The organism is Bradyrhizobium sp. Unk1, assembly GCF_059512345.1.
The window spans coordinates 100,154-127,142 of sequence record NZ_JCAMOP010000030.1; the positions used below are offsets into that span (position 1 = coordinate 100,154).

Annotated in this window: 30 protein-coding genes and 1 pseudogene; 17 read left to right on the forward strand and 14 right to left on the reverse strand. The window is 63.4% G+C overall.

Annotated elements, in window-relative coordinates:
- Positions 1-35: 35 nt before the first annotated feature.
- The gene (locus tag AC5ZFO_RS32310; RefSeq protein ID WP_282524153.1) at positions 36-245 is read left to right on the forward strand and encodes a hypothetical protein; all 210 of its coding nucleotides are present in this window, start codon (positions 36-38) and stop codon (positions 243-245) included.
- A 51-nt stretch (positions 246-296) separates the two neighbouring features.
- Here the strand turns inward: AC5ZFO_RS32310 and AC5ZFO_RS32315 are convergent, their stop codons facing one another.
- On the reverse strand, positions 297-872 hold the full coding sequence (locus AC5ZFO_RS32315; protein ID WP_282524152.1) for a hypothetical protein: 576 nt from the start codon (positions 870-872) through the stop codon (positions 297-299).
- 191 nt (positions 873-1,063) lie between these two features.
- On the opposite strand from AC5ZFO_RS32315, the pseudogene AC5ZFO_RS32320 reads away from it, so the two are divergent.
- A pseudogene (locus tag AC5ZFO_RS32320) lies at positions 1,064-1,364 on the forward strand (DUF1330 domain-containing protein).
- A 10-nt stretch (positions 1,365-1,374) separates the two neighbouring features.
- On the opposite strand, the gene AC5ZFO_RS32325 reads toward AC5ZFO_RS32320, so the two are convergent.
- Positions 1,375-1,635 carry a hypothetical protein gene (locus tag AC5ZFO_RS32325; protein WP_282524151.1) on the reverse strand — a complete coding sequence of 87 codons (261 nt, stop codon included), beginning with the start codon at positions 1,633-1,635 and terminating at the stop codon, positions 1,375-1,377.
- A 49-nt stretch (positions 1,636-1,684) separates the two neighbouring features.
- Positions 1,685-1,966, reverse strand: coding sequence for a hypothetical protein (locus AC5ZFO_RS32330; RefSeq protein ID WP_014490658.1), 282 nt, complete (start codon positions 1,964-1,966; stop codon positions 1,685-1,687).
- 166 nt (positions 1,967-2,132) lie between these two features.
- On the opposite strand from AC5ZFO_RS32330, the gene AC5ZFO_RS32335 reads away from it, so the two are divergent.
- Complete coding sequence (locus tag AC5ZFO_RS32335) at positions 2,133-2,531, forward strand: metallopeptidase family protein (protein ID WP_071908668.1); 399 nt, start codon at positions 2,133-2,135, stop codon at positions 2,529-2,531.
- A gap of 4 nt (positions 2,532-2,535) precedes the next feature.
- Here the strand turns inward: AC5ZFO_RS32335 and AC5ZFO_RS32340 are convergent, their stop codons facing one another.
- On the reverse strand, positions 2,536-3,339 hold the full coding sequence (locus AC5ZFO_RS32340; protein ID WP_282524226.1) for a helix-turn-helix transcriptional regulator: 804 nt from the start codon (positions 3,337-3,339) through the stop codon (positions 2,536-2,538).
- 98 nt (positions 3,340-3,437) lie between these two features.
- Here AC5ZFO_RS32340 and AC5ZFO_RS32345 point away from each other — a divergent pair, with 98 nt between their 5' ends.
- The 4 genes from AC5ZFO_RS32345 to AC5ZFO_RS32360 all read left to right on the forward strand — a co-directional run bounded on the left by AC5ZFO_RS32345 (position 3,438) and on the right by AC5ZFO_RS32360 (position 6,235).
- On the forward strand, positions 3,438-4,007 hold the full coding sequence (locus tag AC5ZFO_RS32345) for a pyridoxamine 5'-phosphate oxidase family protein (protein WP_282524150.1): 570 nt from the start codon (positions 3,438-3,440) through the stop codon (positions 4,005-4,007).
- A 106-nt stretch (positions 4,008-4,113) separates the two neighbouring features.
- On the forward strand, positions 4,114-4,719 hold the full coding sequence (gene leuD / locus AC5ZFO_RS32350; RefSeq protein WP_028174900.1) for a 3-isopropylmalate dehydratase small subunit: 606 nt from the start codon (positions 4,114-4,116) through the stop codon (positions 4,717-4,719).
- 80 nt (positions 4,720-4,799) lie between these two features.
- Positions 4,800-5,585, forward strand: coding sequence for a glycosyltransferase family 32 protein (locus AC5ZFO_RS32355; protein WP_282524225.1), 786 nt, complete (start codon positions 4,800-4,802; stop codon positions 5,583-5,585).
- A gap of 230 nt (positions 5,586-5,815) precedes the next feature.
- Positions 5,816-6,235 (forward strand): hypothetical protein, encoded by a 420-nt coding sequence (locus AC5ZFO_RS32360; RefSeq protein ID WP_282524149.1) that lies wholly within the window; start codon positions 5,816-5,818, stop codon positions 6,233-6,235.
- Positions 6,236-6,256: 21 nt separating this feature from the next.
- On the opposite strand, the gene AC5ZFO_RS32365 is transcribed toward AC5ZFO_RS32360, so the two are convergent.
- Positions 6,257-7,948 (reverse strand): caspase family protein, encoded by a 1,692-nt coding sequence (locus tag AC5ZFO_RS32365; protein ID WP_282524148.1) that lies wholly within the window; start codon positions 7,946-7,948, stop codon positions 6,257-6,259.
- A 428-nt stretch (positions 7,949-8,376) separates the two neighbouring features.
- Between AC5ZFO_RS32365 and AC5ZFO_RS32370 the strand changes: the two genes are divergently transcribed.
- The gene (locus AC5ZFO_RS32370) at positions 8,377-9,177 is read left to right on the forward strand and encodes a Crp/Fnr family transcriptional regulator (protein WP_282524147.1); all 801 of its coding nucleotides are present in this window, start codon (positions 8,377-8,379) and stop codon (positions 9,175-9,177) included.
- A 116-nt stretch (positions 9,178-9,293) separates the two neighbouring features.
- Here the strand turns inward: AC5ZFO_RS32370 and AC5ZFO_RS32375 are convergent, their stop codons facing one another.
- Complete coding sequence (locus AC5ZFO_RS32375; RefSeq protein WP_282524146.1) at positions 9,294-10,175, reverse strand: HpcH/HpaI aldolase/citrate lyase family protein; 882 nt, start codon at positions 10,173-10,175, stop codon at positions 9,294-9,296.
- Between the two features lie 169 nt (positions 10,176-10,344).
- On the opposite strand from AC5ZFO_RS32375, the gene AC5ZFO_RS32380 reads away from it, so the two are divergent.
- The 4 genes from AC5ZFO_RS32380 (at position 10,345) to AC5ZFO_RS32395 (ending at position 13,921) form a co-directional block, all read left to right on the forward strand.
- Positions 10,345-10,980 carry a carbonic anhydrase gene (locus AC5ZFO_RS32380; RefSeq protein WP_282524145.1) on the forward strand — a complete coding sequence of 212 codons (636 nt, stop codon included), beginning with the start codon at positions 10,345-10,347 and terminating at the stop codon, positions 10,978-10,980.
- Between the two features lie 128 nt (positions 10,981-11,108).
- Positions 11,109-11,411: a hypothetical protein gene (locus AC5ZFO_RS32385; RefSeq protein ID WP_282524144.1), complete on the forward strand. Its 303-nt coding sequence runs from the start codon at positions 11,109-11,111 to the stop codon at positions 11,409-11,411.
- 123 nt (positions 11,412-11,534) lie between these two features.
- A complete protein-coding gene (locus tag AC5ZFO_RS32390; protein WP_282524143.1) occupies positions 11,535-11,939 on the forward strand; it encodes an IPT/TIG domain-containing protein in 405 nt (134 codons plus the stop codon).
- A 155-nt stretch (positions 11,940-12,094) separates the two neighbouring features.
- A complete protein-coding gene (locus AC5ZFO_RS32395) occupies positions 12,095-13,921 on the forward strand; it encodes a Kelch repeat-containing protein (protein WP_282524142.1) in 1,827 nt (608 codons plus the stop codon).
- Positions 13,922-14,293: 372 nt separating this feature from the next.
- Here AC5ZFO_RS32395 and AC5ZFO_RS32400 read toward each other — a convergent pair whose 3' ends face one another.
- A complete protein-coding gene (locus AC5ZFO_RS32400) occupies positions 14,294-15,448 on the reverse strand; it encodes a hypothetical protein (protein ID WP_496123001.1) in 1,155 nt (384 codons plus the stop codon).
- A 43-nt stretch (positions 15,449-15,491) separates the two neighbouring features.
- Between AC5ZFO_RS32400 and AC5ZFO_RS32405 the strand changes: the two genes are divergently transcribed.
- Positions 15,492-16,013, forward strand: a complete 522-nt coding sequence (locus AC5ZFO_RS32405; protein WP_496123002.1) for a multicopper oxidase domain-containing protein — start codon at positions 15,492-15,494, stop codon at positions 16,011-16,013.
- Positions 16,014-16,019: 6 nt separating this feature from the next.
- On the opposite strand, the gene AC5ZFO_RS32410 is transcribed toward AC5ZFO_RS32405, so the two are convergent.
- The gene (locus AC5ZFO_RS32410; protein WP_282524140.1) at positions 16,020-17,054 is read right to left on the reverse strand and encodes an aspartate-semialdehyde dehydrogenase; all 1,035 of its coding nucleotides are present in this window, start codon (positions 17,052-17,054) and stop codon (positions 16,020-16,022) included.
- A 116-nt stretch (positions 17,055-17,170) separates the two neighbouring features.
- Here AC5ZFO_RS32410 and AC5ZFO_RS32415 point away from each other — a divergent pair, with 116 nt between their 5' ends.
- On the forward strand, positions 17,171-17,959 hold the full coding sequence (locus AC5ZFO_RS32415; protein WP_282524139.1) for a hypothetical protein: 789 nt from the start codon (positions 17,171-17,173) through the stop codon (positions 17,957-17,959).
- A 157-nt stretch (positions 17,960-18,116) separates the two neighbouring features.
- Positions 18,117-18,503: a hypothetical protein gene (locus AC5ZFO_RS32420; RefSeq protein ID WP_282524138.1), complete on the forward strand. Its 387-nt coding sequence runs from the start codon at positions 18,117-18,119 to the stop codon at positions 18,501-18,503.
- 73 nt (positions 18,504-18,576) lie between these two features.
- Here the strand turns inward: AC5ZFO_RS32420 and AC5ZFO_RS32425 are convergent, their stop codons facing one another.
- Both AC5ZFO_RS32425 and leuB read right to left on the reverse strand, forming a co-directional pair.
- A complete protein-coding gene (locus AC5ZFO_RS32425) occupies positions 18,577-19,215 on the reverse strand; it encodes a DapH/DapD/GlmU-related protein (protein WP_282524137.1) in 639 nt (212 codons plus the stop codon).
- Between the two features lie 126 nt (positions 19,216-19,341).
- Complete coding sequence (gene leuB, locus AC5ZFO_RS32430) at positions 19,342-20,454, reverse strand: 3-isopropylmalate dehydrogenase (protein ID WP_282524136.1); 1,113 nt, start codon at positions 20,452-20,454, stop codon at positions 19,342-19,344.
- Between the two features lie 132 nt (positions 20,455-20,586).
- Between leuB and AC5ZFO_RS32435 the strand changes: the two genes are divergently transcribed.
- Positions 20,587-21,789, forward strand: a complete 1,203-nt coding sequence (locus AC5ZFO_RS32435; RefSeq protein ID WP_282524135.1) for a YbfB/YjiJ family MFS transporter — start codon at positions 20,587-20,589, stop codon at positions 21,787-21,789.
- 101 nt (positions 21,790-21,890) lie between these two features.
- Here AC5ZFO_RS32435 and AC5ZFO_RS32440 read toward each other — a convergent pair whose 3' ends face one another.
- The 4 genes from AC5ZFO_RS32440 to AC5ZFO_RS32455 all read right to left on the reverse strand — a co-directional run bounded on the left by AC5ZFO_RS32440 (position 21,891) and on the right by AC5ZFO_RS32455 (position 25,147).
- Positions 21,891-22,673 carry a molybdopterin-dependent oxidoreductase gene (locus tag AC5ZFO_RS32440; protein WP_282524134.1) on the reverse strand — a complete coding sequence of 261 codons (783 nt, stop codon included), beginning with the start codon at positions 22,671-22,673 and terminating at the stop codon, positions 21,891-21,893.
- 14 nt (positions 22,674-22,687) lie between these two features.
- Complete coding sequence (locus AC5ZFO_RS32445; RefSeq protein WP_282524133.1) at positions 22,688-23,317, reverse strand: cytochrome b/b6 domain-containing protein; 630 nt, start codon at positions 23,315-23,317, stop codon at positions 22,688-22,690.
- Between the two features lie 181 nt (positions 23,318-23,498).
- Positions 23,499-24,053 (reverse strand): fasciclin domain-containing protein, encoded by a 555-nt coding sequence (locus tag AC5ZFO_RS32450; RefSeq protein ID WP_282524132.1) that lies wholly within the window; start codon positions 24,051-24,053, stop codon positions 23,499-23,501.
- Positions 24,054-24,385: 332 nt separating this feature from the next.
- The gene (locus AC5ZFO_RS32455; protein ID WP_282524131.1) at positions 24,386-25,147 is read right to left on the reverse strand and encodes an SDR family oxidoreductase; all 762 of its coding nucleotides are present in this window, start codon (positions 25,145-25,147) and stop codon (positions 24,386-24,388) included.
- Positions 25,148-25,242: 95 nt separating this feature from the next.
- On the opposite strand from AC5ZFO_RS32455, the gene AC5ZFO_RS32460 reads away from it, so the two are divergent.
- Positions 25,243-26,772, forward strand: coding sequence for a malonate--CoA ligase (locus AC5ZFO_RS32460; RefSeq protein ID WP_282524130.1), 1,530 nt, complete (start codon positions 25,243-25,245; stop codon positions 26,770-26,772).
- The last annotated feature ends 217 nt before the right edge of the window (positions 26,773-26,989 follow it).

Sequence of the window (26,989 nt, forward strand, 5' to 3'; positions counted from 1 at the left end):
TGCGTCCTCGCGACGGTTTCGCGGGGACGCGCGCCATGGCCAACAAGCCTGAATATGTCGATCTGATCAGCGCTGCGACGCGCCAGCACCGGCGGCGCGCGACGCCCTTGCCCATCGTCGCCAAGCCCGAGGTCGAGGAGACCTCGAAGCTCAGCCGCTGGCCGCCGGCGATGATCAAGCAGTGGAAGCTCGAGAACCTGACGCGGTGGAAGCCGGCGTCGTGGAAATTGAAGGATTGGCTCTAGGCCACACGAACAAAGGGCGCCATCGAGGCGCCCTTTTCATTTCGATCGCGTTTACCAATAACGGTACGGATAGTGCCAGCGATGCCAGCGGCAGACGCGGCGCGGGCCGTAATAGGTCCAGATCACCCGGCAGCGGCGCGGATAGTGGTAGTAGGGATAGTAGCCGCCGTAATAATAGCGCCGGTGGAAGTGGCGATAGCCGTAATGGGGACGATAGATCCCGTAACGATGATAACCGCCATAATGGCGAAATCCGCCGTAGCGATAGCCGCCACCGTGAAAGGCCGGCGCGGCGCGGAAGCCACCGCCGCGGAAGCCGCCGATATGGCCGCCGTGAAAGCCGCCGCCGCGGAAACCGCCGATATGTCCTCCGCCACCGTGGAAACCACCACCACGAAAACCGCCGCCGCCATGAAAGCCGCCACCATGTCCGCCACCGCCACCGCCGTGGCGAACCTGGGTGACGAGGTCGTCGGTCGCAGCCTTCGTCGCGGGTGACGTTGCCGGATTGATCAAGCTCAGCGCTTCAGCACGACGCGAGGTCCCGGCCGACAGCATCAGCGTCGTGGCAGCCGCAATCCCGAGCAAGCGCATGGGGCCTGCCCTGAGACCCAGTATCCTCAGCATGGAATCCTCCTTGAGTCCGGACAGCGGAGTTGCGACGCTCGCTGCCAGCCCGCGTCATCCCTGTTCACTGACAGTCGCTCCCTACATTAAATTAGGGACAGCGACGTGAATGCCCCATGAATGAAGACATTTCTGCGACGTGCAGCGCAGGCGCATATACGATTGCGATGCCGACAAGAGGAATTCGAGAGATGACCGTCTACGCGATCGCGCAACTGAAGATGACGGACCGCGCGGCCTATGACCGCTATCAGGCGAGGTTCTTCGACGTGTTCAGAAAATACAATGGACGGCTGCTCGCCGCCGACGAACAGCCGCGCTGTGATCGAAGGCCCATGGCCGTTCGACAAGCTCGTTATGATGTCGTTTCCTGACGAGGCCGCGTTCCTCGCCTTCTCGAATTCACCGGACTACGAAGACATCTCGCGCGATCGCAAGGCGGGCGCGCAGGCAACCGTGCTGCTGGTCAGGGGATTTGCGCCGGCGGGTTAACGCGGTGGCGTCACCACCACGGTCCGAAGCCGAACACGAAGGGCGCCGGCACGCCGTAGGGATAGGGACGGTAGTAGACGGGTCGCGCGTAATAATGCGGATCATGGGGCGCTGAGCGCCGCGCAACGTCATGGTGTCTTGCGTGCCGTCTCGCATCGAAAATCGCTGTCCCGGCCGAGGCATCCGACTTCGTCACACTCTGCGCGGTTGAAGCGCGAGGCAAACCCGCTGCGAGCCCGGCGACAACGGCCAATGCAATCCATCTCGTCATGACGAACTCCGCCCTCAAGATGCGGGCATCACACGGCCGTTGAGGCGCGTCAGCCCCGCCGCCAGTAGCAGCTCATATGCGGCACGATCACCGTGCCGCTCGGCCGATATTCCTGCACATAGGTGGCGTTGCACTCGCGCACCGCGTCGGGACCCGGATTGTAGCGCGGATAGACGCCGTCCGGAGCGTAATAGGGCGTGACGCGCAGCCGGGCGGGCGGCCGCCTGCGCGGCGGGGGAACGTCGTCTGGCGAGGCCGCCTGGGCCAGCCTGACGCCGGCGCCGGCCGTCTGGGCTTCAGCACCGACGCAAAATTGCGAAAACAACCCCATGCAAAGTAGAACCAGTATTGCTGTTCCTGCCCGCATCGCACCACCACCCACCTGAGCCATCCCCTTGAGGCGCCGTACGCTCCCCGTTTTCGCGCGCGGCGTCAACTCTTCGTAGCCTCCTATAAAGCCGGATGCATCGCCACGGAACCCGCGCTAAGAAAAGCCCATGTGGACGGAATTGAAAGCGCCCTCGCTGGCCGAGATGGAAGCGACGGCGCACGACATCTTCGAGCGCCTGCCGGCGGAATTTCGCGGCCTCTGTGAGGGCGTGATCCTCCGTGTCGACGACTTCCCAACCGAGGAAGTCATGGACGAGATGGAATGCGAGAGCGAGTTCGACCTGCTCGGCCTGTTCCAGGGCGTCGGCCTGCCCCAGCAGAGCCTGGGCGATGTGGCGCGGCTGCCCAACATGGTCTGGCTCTACCGCCGGCCGATCCTGGATTACTGGGCCGAGCACGACGAGAGCCTCGGCCACATCGTCCGCCACGTCCTGATCCACGAGATCGGACACCATTTCGGCCTCTCGGACGACGATATGGCGGCGATTGAGGCTCAGGCGGAGTAGGACGTCATCGGTTGCGGATGGTTGGCGCAGCGAGAAGCATCGTCAGTCGATAGTCGGACCAGCCCGCGAGAGACAGCGACACCTGCTGATAGTGCAGCAGTCCCATGGTCGGATGATCGAACGCACGCTCGCCGCCTTCGCGTGCCAGAACCCCCTGCGTCTCCCAGCAGCGTTCGAAGTCAGGGCTTCCAACTCTCAGTTCCTCGACGAGCCGGCGAATGTCCGGATCGTCGGAATAGGCTGTAACAGCGGCTCGGAATTCTGCGACGACGCGTTGCGCGCGTGAGGTCCAGTCGAGGATCAGTGTTCGCGCCTCGGGCCTGAGGAAGATGTAGCGCAGAAGATTTTTTTCGCCGTCAGCATCGAGCCATCCGGCAAACAACCGGGACGCTTTCGCATTCCAACGACGCGCGCCCCATGTGCGATCGAGAATGTAGGCCGGCCCATCGATCGCATCGACGCAGGCCAGCACCTCCTCAGGCGGATCATCCCTGTGGCCGAGACGCTCGGGATCGCGCTTGCCCCCAACTTCGAACAGGTAGCTGCGCTCCGCTCGTGACAGGCGCAATCCGCGTGCGAGGCGCGCAAGTGTCGAAGCCGAGACGGAGACATCGCGACCCTGCTCGATCCACGTGTACCAGGTGACGCTCAATCCGCAGAGCTGAGCGACCTCCTCGCGCCGGAGGCCGGGCGTGCGCCGCCGTGCTCCGGCGGCGAGGCCGAATTCTGCAGGAGACTGGCGCTCCCGGAGCGCCCGCAAAAACGCACTGAGCGAGAGAGCCGGAGCGATCGGGTCTGATCCTTTCATGGTGGTTTTTATACCAGCATAAAATGCATTCTTAAACGGGTATATAAGACCTGGTAGGTCTTTGTCGCGGCGGCAGCGCTGCGGAAAGGACGGGTGGCATGGGCAGGCAATTCGCAAAGATCGAACCCGAGCACAGGGCTTTCATCGAGCGGCAAAAAATCTTCTTCGTCGCCAGCGCCCCGCCGAAGGGGCGCATCAATGTGTCCCCCAAAGGCCTGTCGTCGTTCCGGGTATTGGGAGAGAGCGACGTCGCCTACCTCGATTGCACCGGCAGCGGCAGCGAGACCCGCGCGCACCTGATCGCATCTGATGACAAGCGGCTGACCATCATGTTTTGCGCCTTCGAAGGCAATCCGGTGATCCTGCGGCTCTATGGCCAGGGGCGATCACTGATGCGCGGGACGCCGGAGTACGCCGATCTCGCCCCTCGGTTCGAGGACATGGCGGGGGCGCGCCAGATCGTGCGCCTCTCGGTCGATCTCGTGCAGACATCGTGCGGTATGGGCGTGCCGCTGTTCGACTACCGGCAAGAGCGCGGCAGCCTCGTGCGCTACTGGACGGCGCAGGGCGTCAACAATCTGCGAAAATACTGGGGTCTGAAGAACATGAAGAGCATCGACGGCCTGCCGACCGGCTTTGCCCCTGACCGCATGGCTCCGTCAGGCTGATGACGAACCTCGATTTACGCCCCTTAGGCCTGCCGAATCCGGCCTAGGATTTGTGTGCCAACCGGGCTAAATAGCCTTCCCCTGACGTCAAACCGGGAAGCCTGAAATGGACAAGTTCACCACGCTGGAAGGCGTCGCGGCGCCGCTGAAGATCATCAATGTCGACACCGACATGATCATTCCGAAGCAGTACCTCAAGACCATCAAGCGCACCGGCCTTGGCAAGGGGCTCTTCTCCGAGCAGCGCTACAAGGACGACGGCAGCGAGAACCCGGATTTCGTCCTCAACCAGCCCGCCTATCGCAATTCGAAGGTGCTGGTCGCCGGCGACAATTTCGGATGCGGCTCGAGCCGCGAGCATGCGCCCTGGGCGCTGCTCGACTTCGGCATCCGCTGCGTGATCTCGACCTCGTTCGGCGACATCTTCTACAACAACTGCTTCAAGAACGGCATTCTGCCGATCCGCGTCTCGCAGGAAGACCTCGACAAGCTGTTCGACGACGCCGAGCGCGGCGCCAACGCGACGCTGACGATCGACCTGCCGAACCAGGAGATCCGCGGCCCCGACGGCGGCAAGGTCAAGTTCGAGATCGACCCGTTCCGCAAGCACTGCCTGATCAACGGCCTCGACGACATCGGCCTGACGATGGAGAAGAAGGCCTCGATCGACACCTACGAGGACAAGCTCAAGCGCGAACGCGCCTGGGCCTGAGATCGAGCTCCAGTTCGAGCCCCGGTGCGACGAGCGCCGGGGCTTTTTCTTTGCCCCGATTAACCCCTAAATTGACGCGCATGCTGCCCGACATCGTCACCTTCTGGCACGGCCCGATGGACGCACTGCGCCAGACCTGTCTGCGCTCGCAGCTAGCTGCCGGCCACAAGGTCACGGTCTACAGTTTCGACACCATTCCCGGCCTGCCCGCGGGCATCGGGAACGCGGACGCCGAGGCGATCCTGCCGCACGCGTTCTCCGAACGATTGCGACCGCCGCAGCCGGACGGAAGCTGGCGCGACTGGACCACGCTGCAGTTCAGCGACTTCTTCCGCATGAAGCTGATGGCGAAGAACCTCGGCCTCTGGCTCGATGCCGACGTGCTGCTCCTGAAACCCGTCGAGATCGACCCGGCAAAACCCTACTTCGCCTGGGAGCGGCCGCGCCAGCTCGGCAATTCCGTGATCTATCTGCCGGCGGAGCACGGCATCGTTGCCGCCTTCGAGGAGCTGATGGAGCAGGAGGAGCTGACGCCGAACTGGCTGTCGGTGCGCCATCGCATCACCTTCATGATGCGTCGCCTGCGCGGGGGCTCGAACCGTCTCTCGGACATTCGCGTCGCGATCTTCGGGCCGGCGGCGCTGACCGCGCTCGCGCGCCGCACCGGTGAACTACAGGCCGCACTGCCGAAGCAATCGTTCTACGCCGTGCATGCCGAGCCAAAACTGTTCTTCGATCCCTCGAGCTATCTCGGCCTCGTCACCGACCCCGAGATCATCGGCCTGCACATCTCGCCCAAGGGCCGCGGCGGCGAAAAGCCGATCCCGGGCAGCCTGTATGCGTGGGCGACGGAGCGGTTCGCGTAACGCTCGTGCCCCGGATGCAGCGCAGCGCTTTTTCAGCGGTGCGCTGCTGAGCTGGGGGCCAGAGATGCGGCACGATGGGTCCCGGCTCTGCGCAGCAGCGTTTCACGCTGCGGCGCGTCCGGGACACGAGCGCAGTTCCTTGACCCATTCTCAATTTGATCCAGCGCAACGCGCTCCTGCAGCATCTTGCCTAATCTCGCTCCAATTCCACGACCCAAACGGAGCTTCGCATGAGCACCGCAAGCAGGCCTTATCCCATCGTTCAGGACCTCATCGAGTCCTTTGCCGCCTGGCTGAAGCATCGCCGCGAGATGAACGAGATGCGGCAGCTTGATCGCGCCGATTTCGACCGGATCGCGCAAGATCTCAGGATCGCGCCTGACGATCTGGAAGAGCTGGTCCGCCACGGCAAGCATGCCGCCGACGAGTTGCCGAAGATGCTGGAACAGCTCGGCATCAGTGCCGAAGGGCTCGGCCGCGCGCAGCCGCTGCTGCTGCGCGACATGGAGCGGGTCTGCTCGCTCTGCAATCACAAGGGAGAGTGCGACCGCGATCTCGCTGAGGGCACCGCCGCGGAGAACTATCACGGCTATTGCGGCAACGCCGCGACGCTGGAATCGCTCGATCGGGCCGACGTCGCCCCGCGCTGACGCGATGTCTGGATCGAAAGATCAGATCGCGCCGTTTCGTGCGCAAGCGTCGCGCTGGGCAAATCCTTTCACGAGCTTTCTGCACGCACGATAGCGCTCTTCCATGCTCGCTCCGTCGGCATGCCCCGGAAGGCCAGGTTCAGCCGCGCTCTCTTTCTTGACTGCATGCGCTCGTGCAGCCTTATCGCGTTTGGTCGGAGGTTCGGTATCCTCGGGCACCGGCACAAGCTGCCAGACCGGACGAAGCTCGATAGTCGCGGTCTCCGACGGCTTCTCCTTATTGACGGACGACAGGGCAAGGACGTTCTTGTCCAGCTTGGCCGTGACGGGCGTTCCATTGATGGAGAATTTATCGTTCGCAATGTATTCGGCGAACGATTTGTATCCCGCCACATCCTTCGCCCACGATTGTTTCGTGGGCGGCCCCCAGAGATAGTATCCTCTGGCCAATCCCGTCGCGGAGACCTCCGTGATGATCAGCATGGCGTAGCGTCCTTTGCCATTGGTCCACCCACGCTTGTTGGACCACACGCCGACAAACCTGGAATTGGCGTTGAATGGATCGTTCTGATCGGACGAAATGGTGAAGCTCGGCAATTCGAGTTGCTGAGCTGCCGCGATGACAGAGATTTTTTTGGTGTCGTCGGGCGTAAATGGATTTCTTACGGCGCGCTTGGCATCAGCGTCCTGGCGTCCGTTCGCATCCGATTTCGGAGCAGCAGCCGAAGACGATAGCGCCGCGACCTCGTTGGCCTTGAGATCCTTGATTCGTTGGCGGGCTTCGACGGCGTGGTCGCTGCGGGGGTATCTGGCGAGGAATTCCTCAAAGAGAGCTGCCATCGTCGACGTCCGGACAGCCTGCCAGAATTTCTCGTCTTCCGCGGGAGCTGCGGGCGCCGGAGTTGATACAGCTGGTGCCTGAGCGGCGACGGCAGGGGCCTTGAGGTAAATCTCTTCCTTCGACAAGGAGCCATACACGAAAGGCTGCTGTTCGCGCCTGGTTGCCGCCATCACGTCGTCACGAACCCGGCGAAACAGAAACGATATCTCCAGGCCGGGTGTCTCGATGTGGCGAAGCAGCGACGTCGTGAAGGGGCTGTTCCGGCCGTCGCCGTCGCTTGCCGTGGTGCCGTCCCGGGCGGCATACGCGATCAGGACGTTGTCGGACGGCTCCGTCGGCGCGAGCCCGCGAGCCACCGCCCGGGTGCTCAACGCGCGCTTCATCTTCGCGGCAAAAGGGTTGTTGCGGCACGCGTCAAGTATCACGAGGCCCAGCTTCCGTGCCTTCGAGACCTGAAGGCTCACCGAACGCAGGCTGATCGCCTCGCTTTCGGCGTCGGTATCGCTGCGCAGCTCTGCGCTGACTGGAATCAGCCAATTCTCGCCGCCGACTTCCATGCCGTGCCCGGCGTAGAACACGACGGCGATGTCGGACATTTCGGCGGACCGGCCGAACTCGACGACGGCCTTCCTCATCTCTTGCGCGGTGGCGTTCTTGACTAGAGTGACCTTGAAATCCAGCCGCTCCAGCGCGCGGCCGATGTCGGCCGCATCGCGAGTCGGGTTCGGCAACTCGGGCACCTTCTCGTAGGCGCCATTGCCGATGACGAGCGCAACCCGCGCCTGCGCAAGGGCGGGCTGAGCGGACAAAAGCGACGTGACGAGAAAGACAGCTGCCCCAAAAAAACGCATCAATAGATTGCCCAGACCCACCAATGGCTTCGAGGGTAGCACCCCTGTTCACCACCGCAACGGGAAAAGCCGAGATCGTGGACTTTGGCGAAGCGGCCGTTGTCGGGACGAACCGGCGACGAGCTGCCGACGATGCCGGTTACAGCTCGGCATCGTCGCGGAAGGGCTGGAGCCCCAGGGGCAGACTCACGCGCTGCCGCAACAATCACTGGTCGATCACCACGTGTGGCACCTCGCCGAGTAGCAAAGGTCGTCAATAGTATGATGTATGCAGGGCCCCGTTTGCGCGGCGAGGATGCCGGCAAGGTTTCCGCAATTGTCCGTGCTTGATCTCGACGAACGGCTCTGTTTGGATGGTTGCCCTTCCGCAATTCGTATTTCGGATAATCATGGCAAACGAAATAGATGGTTACCGTCGTTCGTTGAGTGCTCGTTCACAGGAAAGCGCCATGACCGTCCACCGCACGGGCATCGGGAACCGGCTATTGGCGGCGTTGCCGCCGGCGGATCTCGGTTTGCTCACGCCCTACTTCCAGAAGGTCTCGTTCGAACCCGATGCCATCCTGGTGCGGTCGGGCGATGAACTCGACCCGGTTTATTTTCCCCATAGCGGCGCCATCGCCTTCATGCTCGATATGCCGGACGGGCAAACGGTCGCAACCACCTTGATGGGACGGGAAGGCGCCTTGGCCTCGTTCTCCGTGCTCGGCCCGTCGCTGTCATCCGTGACCGCGATTGCCCGCATCGCCGGCACAGCATCGCTGATTTCCGCCGCCAAGTTTCGCGCGGCCTTTGCGCAAAGCGCAGCCATCAGGAACGTCGTGCAAGTCCACGCCCGCGCGCTGTTGTTGCAGCTCCAGCACGTGGCCGCCTGCAACGCGCTGCACCGGGTGGATGGCCGCATGGCGCGCTGGCTCCTGCAGCTTCACGACCGCGTTCCCGATGACCGGCTTCCGGTGACGCACGAGGCGCTTGCGCAATTGCTTGGGGTGCGACGGACGACAGTGACCCTGACGATGAGCAAGCTACGCGATGCCGGCGCCGTCCCGTCCGACCGGCGCGGGTTCGTCGAGATCCATCGGGCGCGGCTCGAGGGTGTCGCATGCGATTGCTATGCGCTCATGCAGCGCAAGATCGATCAGATGTATTGCCAGGAATTGGCGGCGCCGCAGCCTGTCGATGCGCCGTCCCGCGGAAGCGCCATCGTCGCGGGTAGCGAATCCAGAGCTGCTTCACCGGCGGGAAAATAGACGATCGGGACTGACCGTCGCGATGACCGTTTGGGTCACAAGCGGCAATCCTCCTGACGTCGAGAAGATTTCCGCCTGGCGGGGACAAGCGGATATCGCTTCTTCGAGTTGACGCCTCAGCCCTTGCTCATCGCTGCGATCGCGTCCGCGATCTCGATCGTGCGCCGCGCCATGTCGGCGTGCAGACGCTCCACCATTGCGCCATCGAGCCGGATCGCGCCGCGCGAGACGTTCTCAGGCAGCTCGAACGCGGCAATGATCTTTCGCGCGCGCGCGACTTCCTCTTCGGGCGGCGTGAAGATCGCGTTGCAGGCCTCGATCTGCGACGGATGGATCAGCGTCTTGCCGTCGAAGCCGAGGTCGCGGCCCTGTGCGCATTCGGTGGCAAAACCGTCGGAATTGGCGATGTCACTGTAGGGGCCGTCGAGGATTTCGAGGCCATGGGCGCGCGTCGCTAGGATGCAGTGGGTGATCATCGGGATCATCGCCGCGCGGCCCGGCAGCATCTTGATGCGCGTCTCACGCGAGATGTCGTTCGGGCCGAACACGAAACCGGAGAGGCGCGTCTTGGGATCGCGGCCCGCGGCGGCCAGCTCCTCGGCATGCAGCACGGCGCGCGCGGTCTCGATCATCGCCCAGACCTTCACCGTCGGCGCGGCGCCGAGCTCGGCGAGGCGAGCGCCGATCGCCTGGAGATCCTCGATGCTTGAAACTTTTGGAACCAGAATGCCATCGGGCGAGGCCTTGGCGGCCATCGCGACGTCATCGGCCCACCAGGGCGTGTCGAGGCCGTTGGTCCGGATCAAAATCTCGCGCTTGCCGAACCCCTCGTCCGCGATCGCAGCGGCGATGCCGTCACGCGCCACCCCTTTGAGGTCGGGGGCGACGGAATCTTCCAGATCGAGGATCAGGCCGTCGGCGGCGAGATTTCGCGCCTTTTCCAGCGCGCGGGGGTTGGAGCCGGGCATGAACAGATGGCTGCGGCGCGGGCGGGTCATGCGAGCATTCCTTCCAGTTTCCTCAGGTGTATTCTGAAGCATGATCCCGGAAAAGTGTGCGGCGGTTTTCCGAAAGGACCATGCTCGAACAACAAGCCAAGCCGATAGCATCTGGCCTGCCTATTCGAAAGGCTTGTTCGCCCCTCTGGTCTATGGTTAGGCATAGGCCATGATCACATTCCCGAAGCATTTGCTGGAAGGCTACAAGGCCTTCGCCACCCAGCGGCTGCCGACCGAGCAGAGCCGCTATCGCGAGCTGTCGGTGAAGGGGCAGTTCCCGGAAGTGATGGTGATCGGCTGTTGCGACAGCCGCGTCTCGCCCGAGGTGATCTTCGACGTCGGCCCGGGCGAACTGTTCGTCGTCCGCAACATCGCCAATCTGGTGCCGGTGTATCAGCCCGACGGCAATGCGCACGGCGTCTCCGCGGCGCTGGAATATGCCGTGACGGTGCTGAAGGTGAAGCACATCGTCGTGCTCGGGCACGCGCAATGCGGCGGCATCCGCGCCTTCGTCGACAAGATCGAGCCGCTCACGCCGGGCGACTTCATCGGCAAATGGATGCAGATGTTCATCAAGCCGGGCGAAGTGGTCGAGCAGCGCGACCACGAGACCATGGCGCAGTTCGTCGAGCGCATCGAGAAGGCCGCGGTGTTCCGCAGCCTGGAAAACCTGATGACGTTTCCGTTCGTGCAGAAGGCGGTGGATTCGGGCCAGATGCAGACCCACGGCGCCTATTTCGGCGTCGCGGAGGGGTCGCTGTTCGTGCTGGATAAGGCCGCGAAGGAATTCAAGAACGCGCGATAACCGACAGGCGAGCAGCGGCGACCGATTCTCCCATGCCGTGCCCGCTCCGGTTGTGCTAATGTAGCCGGATATTGCAGAACGAAAATCGGGATTGAGATCCTGATATCGGCAAGCCGGTACGAATGCCAATGCGATATTTGGTGCTCTGGGCGTGTGCGGCGGCGGGACTCGGCTGCGATGCAGTCACGCCACCTGACACGTCGGCAATACAGGCCGCTTATCAGCGCGAAGCGTCAAGCGGCAGCCAACTGCACAGTGAGAACCTGCGGATCGTGGACGCCACGTGCAATCCCGCGAAGGACGATCGTTTCCTCTGCCAAGTGACCTTTTTCTCGACTGATGATGCCACTCAGCGACTCTATTTCGACGTTGTCGCTGCCGCTTGGAACGGCGAACGCTGGGAGCTCAAGAGCGGTCTGTGCCGCCGCTGATTTTTGCTGATCGGTATCCCGAGGCTTCAATCTCGCGGCGCTTCGGTACGAAAATCCGTCAAACCCACGAGCCTTGCGATGAGGTCGCACTCGACAACTTTCCGGCTTCTGGTGGCAACGCTCGTGGCCGCGCTGGGCGCGGCTGCGACCGTCTTTTCTACGCCAGACACGCGCGCGGATCGAAAACCGGCGCCAGCGAACGCGGCGATCCAGATTGCACAGGCGGCGCCGACCATCACCGGCCTATCACCGGAATCGGGACGCATCGGCACGCTGATCACGCTGCGAGGGAGCGGCTTCACGCTCGAAAACATGATTCATTTTCGCGGCGACGTCGATTCCTTCGATGTCGGCCCGATCCGGTCCGACGACGGCGCGACCCTCCAATTCGAGGTCAACACCTGCCCACCTTACCAGCCCCGTTGTCCCGCCCGCTATCTCACCCCAGGGCCCTATGGCGTCACCGTCAGCAATAGCAATGGCCGCAGCCAGGAGGTGAGGTTCGTCCTCACTGCGCGCGCCGGCTGATGCGCAATGATTGACAACAATAAACGTGTGGTTGTATTTATCTACACATTGATCGACTTCGGCTCAAAAGGTCGCGCTATTTCAAGCGACCGCGCCACTTGCAATTGATTTCATTCGACCTTCAAGGCCGCCCAGATACATTTCCGGAGGGAAAAATGACCCCGATCGGCAAGTCCGCTCTCGCATCATTCCTCACGGCGACATTGACCATCACGATGGTCTCCGCGGAGCCGGCGCAGCGCCCGCAATTGCCGCTTTCCTACGGCCACGTGCAGCAGTTGAAGAACAATCCGGAGGAAGCCAAACGTCTCGGCGCCAGCCTGCCGCCCGTTGCAGCCGAGCCCGGCCTGCCACCGGCCGCGCCGCTCAGGGCGCCGGCGGGAAGCGCGCCGGCCTCCTTCTCGCGCGAGCAGGCGCCCGAGGGAACATGGTCAAATCTGACCAACATCCCGCCGGGCGGTCCCTATAATTTCGGCAATCCGCTCCTGCTGACGGATGGCACCGTCATCATCCATCGCACCGATACGCCCGACTGGTACAAGCTCACTCCAAATGCAAGCGGCAGCTATATCGACGGCACCTGGACGAAGATCGCGTCGATGCAAGCCGGGTATGGGCCGAAATTCTTCGCCTCCGCCGTCCTGCCCGATGGACGCGTGATCGCCGAAGGCGGCGAATACAACATGGGAGGCGCAGCGGATTGGGGTCTCGGCGGCTCGATCTACGATCCAATGGCTGGTCCTCTCGGCACGTGGACGCCCGTGCAACCTCCCGCAGGCTGGGCCACCATCGGGGATGCCCAATCCACCGTGCTGGCAAATGGCAAGTTCATGCTGGCCAGTTGCTGCGATACGCCTTCACGCGCCGCCATCTTCAATCCCGCCAACCTGACCTGGACCACGACTGGCGCGAACAAGGCCGACCGCTACGACGAGGAAAGCTGGTCCCTGCTCCCCGACGGTACCGTTCTCACGATCGATGCCTATACGACACAGATTGGCGGGGTATCTTGTGGTCTCGGCACCGAGCGATACGATCCCTCGACAGGAAAATGGTCTTCCGCAGGCAACATTCCCAAGCAGCTTTCCGACTGCAACAATGCCAATACCGAAGGTGGCAGCAGCCCCTCCTTTGAGATCGGCCCGCAAGTGCTGATGTACAATGGAAAGGTCATCGCGTTTGGCGGCACCACCGCGAACGTGGCGCATACCGCGCTCTATGACACCACGAAGAACCCGCCGAACGCCTGGTCAGCGGGGCCCGACCTGCCCTCGACCTGCACGCTGACGCAAGACGACGGCACCGTGAAGCCGAACATGCCCTGCACGATGGCTGACGCCCCGGCGACCCTGCTGCCCAATGGCAAAGTGCTCCTGGTCGCCAGCGCCGGAAAGTTTCACACCCCGGCCAGCTTCTTCGAATACGACCCCGCGACCAACGCTTTTACCGGCATCCAGGGGACGTCGGACGCAAACGGCATCACATCGTTCTACGTCAACTTCGTCACGCTTCCGACCGGTCAGATCCTGGCGGTCGAGACCTACACGTCGACAATCCAGATCTTCACGCCGAGCGGCACCTACCAGTCAGCGTGGCAACCGGTCATCGATAAAGCGCCGCCCTGCGTCCAGCTCAGACAGAACTATGTCGTGAGCGGCAAGCAACTCAACGGACTGTCGCAAGGCGCGAATTATGGCGACGACCAACAAGCCGCGACCAACTATCCCTTGGTCAGGATCGTGAACAACAACTCCGGCCACGTTTTCTATGCGCGCACGTCCGGCCATAGCACCATGACGGTGATGCCGAACGCTCCCGGCTCGACAGACTTCAATGTTCCGGCAAATACCGAGACCGGCCCAAGCAAGCTCTACGTCGTGGCGAATGGCATCCCGTCCCCGGGCAAGGACGTCACGGTGTCTTCAGGGGCGTGCCCGGTCCCTGTCGCGGGAGCAGCACAGGGCAGACGCAGCAGCAATTGACGGAGGCCGCGACGATGTCGGGCCTCCAACCAAACGTCGTCCGGTTGCGTTGGTGCCGGCTGCTTGCGGCAGCCGCCACCTTGATCTCTGCGATGCCGGCAGCCCAAGCCGACCCACTGGCGGAGCCGGCCGTATTCGCCAGCTCCAATGGGCTGCTCGACCTTTTGATGATCGCCAGGCCGAAGCCGGTGTCGGCCATTCAGTTCGTTCCGCGCAACAGCGGCGCTGCGATTAATCCGGTGGCGTGGATCTACGAGGTCTGCAAGCGACCGCCGTCCGGCAATCAGTGTCCCGCAGATTCGACGACCGCCGCCGATTATGGCGGCGTGCGCCTCAAGCTGAAGGCGGGCGATACTCTGAAGATCCGGCTCGTCAACCGGCTGCCGGCGCTGGACAAGGCCAAGGTGAAGCACGCCACCGAATTCTGCGGCGGTGGCCGCTGGCCAGTGGCGGACATCGAGATGTCGCGGGAGCGGCGGCTTGTGCCATGGCCGCGGGTCGTACCATGGCGCGGGCCGTCGGCATCTCCGTCGCCTTGACCGTGAGCGTATTCTTGTCGCTGGCCGGATTGCCGAATTCGATCCTGGCGAGCTTGAACGAGGGCCAGGCCTCGCCTGCGGGTCCCAGGTTGACGACGCCTTGCTTGAGAGTTGCGGTTGCACCGGCAGGCGGCGCAACGACTTCTCCGTTCGCATTTCGATAGCTGACCCAAATCTCCGCCCGCGAACTCGGCATCATCGTCAAATCCTTGACGCAAACCGAGCCTGCATTGGCGCCAGTTGGACAATTGACGATCGTGAATCTGTTGGCCGCGATCTTCATTACGGTATTGGCCGGAGTTCCAGGCGGCACGGTAATGCTGACGCCGTCGACGGCGAGCAACTGCATGGCGATCGACTTGCCGCTATGGTCGTCGGCAAGGTTGAGCAAATATGTGAACTGCGCCGACGCATTGGTCAGCCGCCAGATTTCGCCGGCCGACGATGCGACGCGGATCGTCGGGAAAACCTGACCATTGACCGTGAAATACCAGCGCGAGCCAATGAAACTGTTGCCGGTACCATGCTCGTCGGGTTCTCCCTCGCAGAAGCCGAGCCGCGCATTCGGCCCGCCGGTGTCGCGCTGCTCGCAGAAATCCGCGATCTGCTGATTCTGGACTTCGCCATCCGTAACCGTCACGGGGCCACTATCATATTGCAGCGTTCCCGCGGCCAGCACCTGCATATCCCTCAGGATCAGGTGACGGACGGTCGATGGCGGAGCCTCGATGTAATCTCCGACGTCGCCGATCGTAATGATGCCCGCCATGCCTGCCGAGACCTGGTTGAGCGACAAGCCGTGGATATGCGGATGAAACCAGAACAGACCCGATGGATGATCCGCCGGGATATCGATACGGTAGTCGACGAAATCCAGTTTGATCTCGCCATGACCATGTGCCGTCGGTGTGGGGGTGGGCTCTGGTGTGCCGTTGGCAGGATTGTAGAGCTCCAGGAAGACGTAATCTCCGAATGTCGGATCCTGCATCGTGGGCGTACGCGGCGGAACGATCAGGCCGTGCGTGTGCAGATTGGTCGGATTGCTAAACAGCCAGTTCGGCCTCGGATATGAGGAAGTCGATCAGAACGGCGCAGTGGTTGCCGGCACGCAAAAGAACGTCGCGGCGTTCGATTCCAACAACGACGCGGTCTGCTTGCCGCTCGGGCCCGGCTCGTCACCCGTCCACGAGACCTGGGAATTGGTGAACCTCGCGACCGAGGTGCACAATTTCCACATGCACCAGACCAAGTTCAGAGTCCTTGAGGCATCCGGACTCGCGGGGACTTCGGCTCCGCCAGCAGCTACGGGCGCAGCGGTGATCCTGGAAGACAATGTACCGCTTCCATTCGCATCATCGAGCATCCCTCAGGTCATCGAGGAGCAGCAGAATGGCTATTGCACGATCGCGCAATGGCGCGACGGCACCTGCGTGGCACCGCGTATCGTGCTCGATATTCCGTTTTCGCAGCCTGGCACCTTCGTCTTCCACTGCCATATCCTCGAGCATGAGGACAATGGCATGATGGCGAGGATCAGTGTCGTCGGCCCGTAAGGCCGCTTACGCCGCTTTCTTCTTCGCGCTGATCAGCTTGCGGTTGATCAGGACTTCCGCGATCTGGATGGCGTTGAGCGCCGCGCCCTTGCGCAGATTGTCGGACACGCACCACAGCACGAGGCCGTTCTCCACCGTCGCGTCCTCGCGGATGCGGCTGATATAGGTGGCGTCCTCGCCGGCGGCTTCATACGGCGTGGCGTAGCCACCGGGCTCCTGCTTGTCGATGACGAGGCAGCCCGGCGCCTTGCGCAGGATGTCGCGTGCCTCGTCCGCCGTGATCGGATTCTCGAACTCGATGTTGACGGCCTCGGAGTGGCCGACGAACACCGGCACGCGCACGCAGGTCGCGGAGAGCTTGATCTTGGGATCAAGGATCTTCTTGGTCTCCGCCATCATCTTCCACTCTTCCTTGGTGTAGCCGTCCTCCATGAAGACGTCGATGTGGGGGATGACGTTGAAGGCGATGCGCTTGGGGAATTTCTTCGCGATCAGCTCGTCATTGGTGTAGACGGCCTTGGTCTGCGAGAACAATTCGTCCATCGCATCCTTGCCGGCGCCCGAGACCGATTGATAGGTCGAGACCACGACGCGCTTGATCGTCGCCTTGTCGTGCAGCGGCTTCAGCGCGACCACGAGTTGCGCGGTCGAGCAGTTCGGATTGGCGATGATGTTCTTCTTCTTGAAGCCGGCCGTCGCGTCCGCGTTCACCTCGGGCACGATCAGCGGCACGTCCGGATCCATGCGCCAGGCGGACGAGTTGTCGATCACGACCGTGCCGGCGGCGCCGATCTTCGGCGACCATTCCTTCGACACCGAGCCGCCGGCCGACATCAGGCAGATATCGACATCGGAGAAGTCGTAGTGCTCGAGCGCTTTGACCTTCAGGGTGCGGTCGCCATAGGAGACCTCGACGCCGACGCTGCGGCGTGACGCCAGGGCCACGACCTCGTCCGCGGGGAATTTGCGCTCATCGAGGATGTTGAGCATTTCCCGTCCGACATTGCCGGTCGCGCCGACGACTGCGACTTTGTAACCCATCGTTCACTCTCCGATGAAAAAGCCCGTTCCTGAAGCTGACGCTTAAACAGGAAGAGCAGCGCTTCTATGCGAGAACCGGCCTCAAGACAACGTTGGACCATGCCTGAAGGCCATGGATGCAGTCGCCAGAGGCCAGGACGGCCGCAACCCCTACCCAGATCCATCTGGCGCTCGCAGCCTTCGCCGACGAAGTCGTCGGCACGCTGGCGCGCCTGTTCGCCTATGTGGGGGCGCTGGTCCTGTTTGCCATCCTCGCCCTCGCGGCGTTCGACCTGCTGCCCAGCCTGCGTGACGATGAGCCCGCTTCGAGGCCGGGGTGGAGCGTGGCCGACCGCTCGCAACCGGCCTTCGCCCTCAGCCGGCTCGATTCATCAGAAAAAACAGCCTCTTACGTCATTCTCAGGCATCCCGAAGGCGGCCGCAGGGACGTGATGCGCTGGACCGGCGAGGCGGACAAGCCCGTGGCGGAGCTCGAGATCTACCGCGAAGGCGGCGAATTCGACGTGACCCGCCCGGCGACAGCGGACCTGGCGGTCCACATGGGCCTGGGGGAGGCAACGACGCTCGAGCAGGCCGGCCTGATCGACACGAAATTCGGTCCCGTCGCCCTGTTCCGGCCCACCGGCACGGCGGAGGCCGCGCGGGCGTGCCTCGGCTACCTCAAGCGCAGCGAGGAGCCGGCGCTCCAGATCTCCGGCTTCTCCTGCCAGGGCGACACCCTGCCCGCCCGGCGCGCGGCGATCGCCTGCACGCTGAACCGGCTGACGCTCCTGACCTCGGGCAACGAGCCGAAGCTGGCGGAATTGTTCGCTCATGCGGAGCTGAAGCGCCGCTCCTGCGCGCCCCAGGGTTCGTCGGACTGGCTGCTGGGCGCGGCGAATGCGCAATTGCGCGGGGCGCTCTAACCGGCATCAAGCTCAAGTGGCTGGTATTGATGCAACTTTTGCCAGCGCGCACGATTATTCCGGTCTGGTGTGACCCAATAGACCTAGTTGCGGCCACCCTTGCCGGGCTAGTATGGGGATGAAATCGATTGGCGGCTTGCCGCCTGAAGGGGACGTGATGAGCTCGAATTTCTCTGCCGCGAACAAACTGGCGATGTGGCTTGCGGCCGGCGCCGTGATTGCCATGTCCTCAGCCTTCGCGACACCGGCTTCGGCCGACACCAAGAAGCAGCGTTATGACAACAGCCGTCCCTATAACGGCCCGAGCGGTCCCAACGCGGTCTATCAGCAGGGCCGCACCCGCCTTTATGTGAGCAAGCGCTCCTGGCTCGACGGCGGCACCGAGGTCAATCCGGGCGACCGCAAGTTCTCCGACTACGCTTTCCCGCCGGCGATCGGCTATCCGACCTTCGCGCGCGAAAACCTCAACCGCCCGATCGATCGCCAGCCGCTGAGCACGCCGGCCGACGTCGGCGGCTACCCACGGAATTTCCCGCTGTACTGAGCGGAATGATCGACCGAATCAAAATGGCCGGGCTCGTGTCCGGCCGTTTTTGTTTGTGAGAGATACGTCCGCTTTACGCGTTGGCCGCCGGGTCGTAGCGCCTGCAAAATTCTTCGATCGCCTCGGAGCGGAAATCGCCCAGGCGCTCGAAGATCTGCTCGTTCGGCCAATCCCACCAGGCAATGCGGCGCAGGCTTGCGGCGACCGAATCGTCAAAGCGCTTGCGGATGGCACGCGCGGGAACGCCGCCGACGATCGTGTAGGGCTCGACATCGCGGCTGACGACCGCGCCCGCGGCAATCACCGCGCCGTCGCCGACGCTCACGCCCGGCAGCAGGATCGCGGCGTGGCCGATCCAGACATCATTGCCGACGATGACGCGATCTCCGCGACGATCCGCAAAGAAGTCGCGGTCACGCGTCGCACTCGCCTCGTAATATTCCGGGACATAGGTGAAGCGATGCTGGGACGGACGGCCCATCGGATGATTGGGCGCGCCGATCCGCACCGAATTGGCGATCGCCGTGAATTTTCCGATCACCGCGTCGGCGACCTCGCAGTTCTCGCCGAGATAGGAATAGTCGCCGAGCGAAGCATATTCGATGCGGGTGTTGGCGAGGATTTCGCAGCGGCGCCCGATCTGCGCTTCGCGCTGACGCACCGTTTCATGGATGATGGTTTCCGCGAGCTTGGGGCGGGGCGAGGCATCCATGAGGTGGCTTCCTTGAGGTCGTCAGCAGCGCGTAGCCCGGATGGAGCGAAGCGCAATCCGGGAAGGTCTGTCTGCAGGCGAGAACCCGGATTTCGCTTCGCTCCATCCGGGCTACGACTCCTGCGCTTACGCGTGCAGCTTCTGCAATTCCTTCAGGATCGCTTCGCCCATCTGCGTGGTCGAGGCGGCCGTGGTGCCCTCCGACTTGATGTCGGCGGTGCGCAGGCCGCTGGCGAGCACGGCGGCGATCGCGGCATCGACCTTGTCGGCGAGATCGCCCATGTCGAAGGAATAGCGCAGCGCCATGCCGAAGGACGAGATCATCGCGATGGGATTGGCGAGGCCTTGGCCTGCGATGTCAGGCGCCGAGCCGTGCACGGGCTCGTACAGCGCCTTGCGCTTCTTGCTCTTCACATCGACTTCGCCGAGCGAAGCCGAGGGCAGCATGCCGAGCGACCCCGTCAGCATTGCCGCGATGTCGGAGAGCATGTCGCCGAACAGATTGTCGGTGACGATGACGTCGAACTGCTTCGGCGCCTTCACCAGCATCATGCCGCCGGAATCGGCGAGCTGGTGCTCGAGCGTGACGTCAGGATATTCGCGCTTGTGGACCGCCGTCATGACCTCGTTCCAGAGCACGCCCGACTTCATGACGTTGCGCTTCTCCATCGACGTCACCTTGTTCTTGCGCTTCCTGGCAAGCTCGAAGGCGACGCGGCCGATACGCTCGATCTCATAGGTGTCGTAGACCTGGGTATCGACGGCACGCTTCTGGCCGTTGCCGAGATCGGTGATGGTCTTGGGCTCGCCGAAATAGACGCCGCCGGTGAGCTCGCGCACGATGACGATGTCGAGGCCCTCGACCGCCTCGCGCTTCAGGCTCGAGGCATCGGCCAGCGCCGGATAGCACACCGCGGGGCGGAGGTTGGCGAACAGGCCGAGATCCTTGCGCAGGCGCAGCAGGCCGGCTTCGGGGCGGACCTCATAGGGCACCGCGTCCCACTTGGGACCGCCGACCGCACCGAAGATGATCGCGTCGGCATCCTTGGCCTTGGCCATGTCGCCCTCGGAGATCGACTCCTTGTGCGCGTCATAGGCGGAGCCGCCGACGAGGCCGGTATCGGTCTCGAATTTGGCGATCCCTGCCGAATTGAGCCAGTCGATCAGCCGCTTCACCTCGCCCATCACCTCGGGGCCGATACCGTCGCCGGGGAGCAGCAGCAATTTGTGGGTCGCCATGGTCGTTTCCTCTGAGATCGAATTCGGCCGGAGTGCTAGAGCGGCGTTGCGCGCTTGGCAAGACACCATTGCCGCCTCGCGGCTGTGCAAGACCCGCGGGGCCTGCCACAGTGCGGGACGCCGGAGTATCCCTTGCGCGCACCTGATCGTCCCCCGCCCGACGCACATCCCGCGCGGCTGATCCTGACCCTGTCGCTGGCGGCGACGGTCGGGCTCGGCATCGGCCGCTTTGCCTATGCGCTGGTGCTGCCCGATATGCGGGAGGACCTCGGCTGGTCCTACTCGGCGGCCGGTTTCATGAACACCATCAATGCCGTCGGCTACCTCGTGGGGGCGCTTGTCGCGTCCCGGCTGATCCAGCGCGTCGGCTGGTCGGCGGCGATCCGCGGCGGAACCCTCGCCTGCGTCGCCGCGCTCGCCACCTGCGCGCTATCAGGAAATTTCGTTGCGCTGAGCCTCGCACGCCTCGTGCTGGGCTTAGGGGCCGCGGCCGGCTTCGTCGCCGGCGGTGCGCTGGCCGCGGCTATCGCGCAGTCGCGCCCGGAACGGGCCAATTTCCTGCTCAGTCTGTTCTATGCCGGGCCCGGAATCGGGATTCTCGCCTCCGGGCTGATCGCCCCGTTCACGCTGCAATATTTCGGGCCGGGCTCGTGGTGGCTGGTGTGGTGGGCGCTGACGCTGCTGTCCGTCGTGATGACCGTGCCGCTGTTCCTGATCCGCATCGAGAGCGGGGTGCGTTTCTCGGAAGGCAGCCACGCCGCCTTCGCGATTCTGCCCGTGCTGATCTATCTCGCCGGCTACTTCCTGTTTGGCGCCGGCTACATCGCCTACATGACCTTCATGATCGCGTATGTGCGCGACGGCGGCGGCGGGGCCGCGGCGCAGGCCGCGTTCTGGAGCCTGATCGGCCTCAGCGCCTTCGTCACGCCCTGGGTCTGGCGCGGGGTGCTGGCGCTCGACCGCGGCGGTCTTGCCACCGCCATCATCCTCGGCACCAACGCGTTAGGTGCGGCCTTGCCGATGCTGGGGCATTCGCCGGCGTGGCTTGCGGTCTCGGCCGTGGTGTTCGGCGTCGCCTTCTTTGCCGTGGTCGGCTCGACCACGGCCTTCGTCCGCTTCAACTACCCGCCGGAGGCGTGGCCGACCGCGATCGCGGCGATGACGATCTCGTTCGGCGTCGGCCAGACGCTCGGCCCGATCGTCGTCGGCGCGATCACGGATGCGCTGGGGAGCCTGAGTTACGCGCTGAATGTGTCGGCGGCACTGCTGGCGCTGGGGGCGGTGGCAGCGTTGTGTCAGCGGAAGGTAGGGCCGGTCAAAGAACCGGTGCCGTAGGGTGGACAAAGGCGCAAAGCGACGTGCCCACCATGATCGCTGCCGTGGATGCATTGGTGGGCACGCTTCGCTTTGCCCACCCTACGGCAGCGGGGCTGGCGTCAGCTCCCGCTGAACGAATTGTAGCCCTGGTCCTCCCAGTAGCCGCCCTTGTAGTCGTTGGTGACTTCCATCGAGACGACATATTTCGGGTTCTTGAATCCGAGTTTCGTCGGCACGCGGATCTTCATCGGGAAACCGTAGGCGCGCGGAAGGATTTCGTTCGCGTATTTGAACGTCATCTGGGTCTGCGGATGCAGCGCGCTGCGCATGTCCAAGGGCGAGTTGTAACCGTCCTTGTCGGCGCACTGGAACCAGACGTATTTCGCGCGCGTATCGGCGCCGATCAGCTTGAGGAAATCGCGGAGCGGCGTGCCGGTCCAGCTTCCGATCGCGCTCCAGCCCTCGACGCAGATATGGCGGGTGATCTGCGTGACCTGCGGCAGCTTGTAGAGCTCGTCCAGGGTCCAGGACTTCTTGTTGTCGACGAGACCACGCACCTCGAGCTTCCAGTCGGCGCCGTCGACATCGGGTGCATCGTCGAGATCGTAATAGGCATTGAACGGAAACGGTTTCGTGATCGCGCTCTCGGGGAAAGTCGGCGCCAGCGCGTCGGGATTGAAGATGAAGGCCTGCACGGAGTCGTTGAATTTCGAAACTTGCTTCAGCATGTCCTCGGCCGAGGACGAGTCGATCACGTCGCAGCCGGTGAGCAGCGTCAGCGCGCCGAGGCTGGCGCCGCCCGCAATGAAGCGGCGGCGGCTGACGTCGGGCATCGTCTTGATGGAGTCCTTGATCAGCAGCCGCTTGTCGACGCCGGGGATCAGGAATGAGCGCTTGGCCATAACGGGTCTCCTAATCAGCGGCCAATGATCATCGCGCGCAGGCTCTTCGGCACCAGCAGCGCGAGCAGGACATGAATGACGAGGAAGGCGCAGATCGCGGCCATGCAGAAGAAGTGCACGTAGCGCGCGGTCGGATAGTCGCCGAACAGCATCACGAGCCAATGCAGTTGTACCGGCTTCCACATCGACAGGCCCGACAGCACGATCAGCACGCCGACTACGATGATGCCGGCGTAGAGTGCGCGCTGCACGTAATTGTAGACGGTGAGATCGTCGTGGCCGAGCTTGAAGGTCAGCGCAGCCCTGACGTCGTGGAGCACGCCGGATGGCGTGATCGGCAGCAGTTTTTTGCGGAAGCGGCCGGTGGCGAAGCCGGTGACGAGATAGGCGAGGCCGTTGATCATCAAGAGCCACATCGCCGCGAAGTGCCAGAGCAAGCCGCCGCCGAGCCAGCCGCCAAGCGTGTATTCGCGCGGAAAACTGAAGCCGAACAGCGGTGAGGCGTTGTAGATCTGCCAGCCCGACAGGATCATCAGGATCATGGCGACCGCGTTGGTCCAGTGCATGACACGGACCCAGGCCGGCTGGATCACTTTGGCGGGGGTGGCGCTGACCTGCTCGTCGCTGACTGTGAGGCTCGACATGATGGTTCCGTCCTGAAGGTCGTCTGACACCGAATATACGCCGATACTTCCGCTTTCGTTACGCCCCCGCACGACGGCGAATCGAGTCTGCGGGCGACCGTAGTCACAATAAAGCGAGCCGGGTGGCCCCGGCTCGCCGTTACGTCGCACCCTGTCGGGGATGAAACAGGAGGGCGCGGTGTTACGTCGCCGGCATCAGCACGGTATCGACCACATGGATCACGCCGTTCGACTGGTTGACGTTGGAGATCGTCACCATCGAGGTGCCCCCCTTGGCATCGACGATCCAGACCTTGCCGTCCTGCTTCTTCACGGTCAGCTCCTCGCCTTCGGCGGTCTTCATCTTCTTGCCGTCGGTGAGGTCGGAGGCCTCGAGCTTGCCGGGCACGACATGGTAGGTGAGGATCTTGGTCAGGGTCGCCTTGTTCTCGGGCTTGACCAGATTGTCGACGGTGCCGGCCGGCAGCTTGCCGAAGGCCGCGTTGGTGGGCGCGAACACCGTGAACGGACCCTTGCCTTCCAGCGTCGGCACCAGGCCGGCGGCCTTCACCGCCGCCACTAGCGTGGTGTGATCCTTGGAGTTGACGGCGTTCTGGACGATGTTCTTGGACGGGAACATCGCGGCGCCGCCGACCATGACGGTCTTCTCCTCGGCGCGGACAGGCGCGACGACGGTCGCGGTGATGGCCAGGGCGCTGAAGGCGGCGGCAGCGAGATAGGCAATACGCTTCGACATGGAGAGTCTCCCGATTGAATTGTGACCGGCAATGGCCGGCGTTTGCGTTGGGGCAACAACGGCACCTGCGACCTTTTGGCGTGAAGCAGCAGTGCCGTCGTTGGTCCCAACTACGGGAGGGTTTGCGAAGTGGTTTCGGGAAATAATTTATCGTGATGCGTGAAACTAAGCGCGGGGACGTTCGTGTGTGAGCGAGCGCCGAGCGGACGGTGCCGTAGGGTGGGCAAAGGCGCGAAGCGTCGTGCCCACCATCTCTCTCCATTTGGTTTTGGTGGGCACGCTTCGCTTTGCCCACCCTACGGCAGTGTGCCCGTTGCGGCAGTGTGCTCGTCTCAATCCCTGTTGTTCGGCGTCTGAATGAATCCGCGATTGTGCGTCGGGCTGATCAGCAGCTCGTTGATGCAGACGCGCGGCGGCATTGACGCGATGAACGCGATGGTGCGCCCCAGATCCTCCGATTGCAGCATCTTGGCCTGCTCCGCCTCGCTCGGCACCACCGGGCGCAGCTTCAGGATCGGGGTCGCCACCTCGCCCGGCATCAGGCAGCAGGCGCGCAGGCCATTGACGCATTCGTCCATGTTGAAGGAATGGGTCAGCGCCAGCACAGCGTGCTTGGTGGTGGTGTAGGCTGGGCCCGGCATCTTCGAGACGTGGCGGCCGGCCCAGGACGAGACGTTGATGATCGAGCCGTCCTGTTGCTTGCGCATCGTCGGCAGCACCGCGCGCATGCAATACAGCACGCCGTTGAGATTGACCTGGACGAGCTGGTCCCAGCCCTCCAGTTCCATGTCCTTCCAGCTTCGCTTGGGGACATTGATGCCGGCATTGTTCACGAGCAGGTCGATCCGGCCGTGCTTCGCGACGATGTGGTCGGCCGCCTTCTGGGCCTCAGTGGCGTCGGACACATCCAGCGCAATGGCCTCCGCCGCCCCGCCTGCCCCAGCAATCTTGGCAACCACGGTATCCAGGGCGTCCTTGCGGCGGCCCGAGACCACCACCGTCCAACCGTCGGCCGCGAGCGCCTCGGCGCCGGCCTCCCCGATCCCGCTGCCGCCGCCCGTCACCCAGGCCACGCGTTTCCCGTTTTTGGTCATGCAAACTGTCTCCGTTGCTTCATTGGGGCGGTTTTTGCTAATCCAGCCCTCGGTTTTGACCGGCCTTGTTTGCCTTGCGGTCGAGGAAATCTTGCATGAACCAAGCTGCCAACGCCAACCTGTTTTCCCGCCTGTTCGACGGCCTGGACGATCCCAAACGCCTCGCGATCGAGACCCAGGACGGCGCCCATATCAGCTATGGCGATCTGATCGCGCGGGCCGGGCAGATGGCGAACGTGCTGGTCGCGCGCGGCGTGAAGCCCGGCGACCGCGTCGCGGTGCAGGTGGAGAAATCGGTTGCCAATATCGTGCTCTATCTCGCCACGGTGCGGGCCGGCGCGGTCTATTTGCCGCTGAACACGGCCTATACGCTGAACGAGCTCGACTACTTCATCGGCGATGCCGAGCCGTCGCTGGTGGTCTGCGATCCCTCCAAGGCCGAGGGCCTCGCCCCGATCGCTGCCAAGGTGAAGGCCAAGGTCGAGACGCTCGGGCCCGACGGCAAGGGCTCGCTGACGGAAGCCGCCGACAAGGCCAGCAGCGAATTCGCGACCGTCTCACGGGCAAACGACGATCTCGCCGCGATCCTCTACACGTCGGGCACCACCGGCCGCTCCAAGGGCGCGATGCTGACGCACGACAATCTCGCGTCGAACTCGCTCTCGCTCGTCGGCTATTGGCGCTTCACCGACAAGGACGTGCTGATCCACGCGCTGCCGATCTACCATACGCACGGCCTGTTCGTGGCGACCAACGTGACGCTGTTTTCGCGGGCGTCGATGATCTTCCTGCCGAAGCTCGACCCTGATCTCATCATCAAGCTGATGGCGCGCGCCACGGTGCTGATGGGCGTGCCGACGTTCTATACCCGTCTGCTCCAGAACTCCGCGCTGTCGCGCGAGACCACAAAGCACATGCGGCTGTTCATCTCGGGCTCCGCGCCGTTGCTCGCCGAAACCCATCGCGAATGGTCGGCGCGCACGGGCCATGCCGTGCTCGAGCGCTACGGCATGACCGAGACGAACATGAACACGTCGAACCCGTATGACGGCGAGCGCGTGCCTGGCGCGGTCGGCTTTCCCCTCCCCGGCGTCTCCGTGCGCGTGACCGAGCCCGAGACCGGCAAGGAGCTGCCGCGCGAGGAAATCGGCATGATCGAGGTGAAAGGCCCGAACGTGTTTAGGGGTTATTGGCGCATGCCGGAGAAGACCAAGTCCGAATTCCGGCCCGACGGCTTCTTCATCACCGGCGACCTCGGCAAGATCGACGACAAGGGCTACGTCCACATTCTCGGCCGCGGCAAGGATCTCGTGATCTCCGGCGGCTTCAACGTCTACCCCAAGGAAATCGAGAGCGAGATCGACGCCATGCCCGGCGTGGTCGAGTCCGCCGTGATCGGCGTGCCGCATGCCGATTTCGGCGAGGGCGTCACGGCGGTTCTGGTCTGCAACGAGGGCGCCGACGTTACCGAGGCCGCGGTGCTGAAGGCGCTCGACGGAAGGCTGGCAAAGTTCAAGATGCCCAAGCGCGTCTTCGTCGTCGACGAATTGCCGCGGAATACGATGGGCAAGGTGCAGAAGAACGTGCTGCGCGATACATACAAGGATATTTACGCGAAGAAGTAGGGCGGCGTCGCTCTCTCGCCGTCATTGCGAGGAGCCTCTGCCCAGTACGCTGTCATGCCCCGCGAAGGCGGGGCATCCAGTACGCCGCGGCCTCTCGGATCAATCACCGGCGCTGGTGGAATACTGGATCGCCCGCCTTCTGTTTAGCCCGGACAGATCACTGACGGGTGTTCGGAGACATAGCTGACACATCAACATTGGCTGGATTGGTCCGATT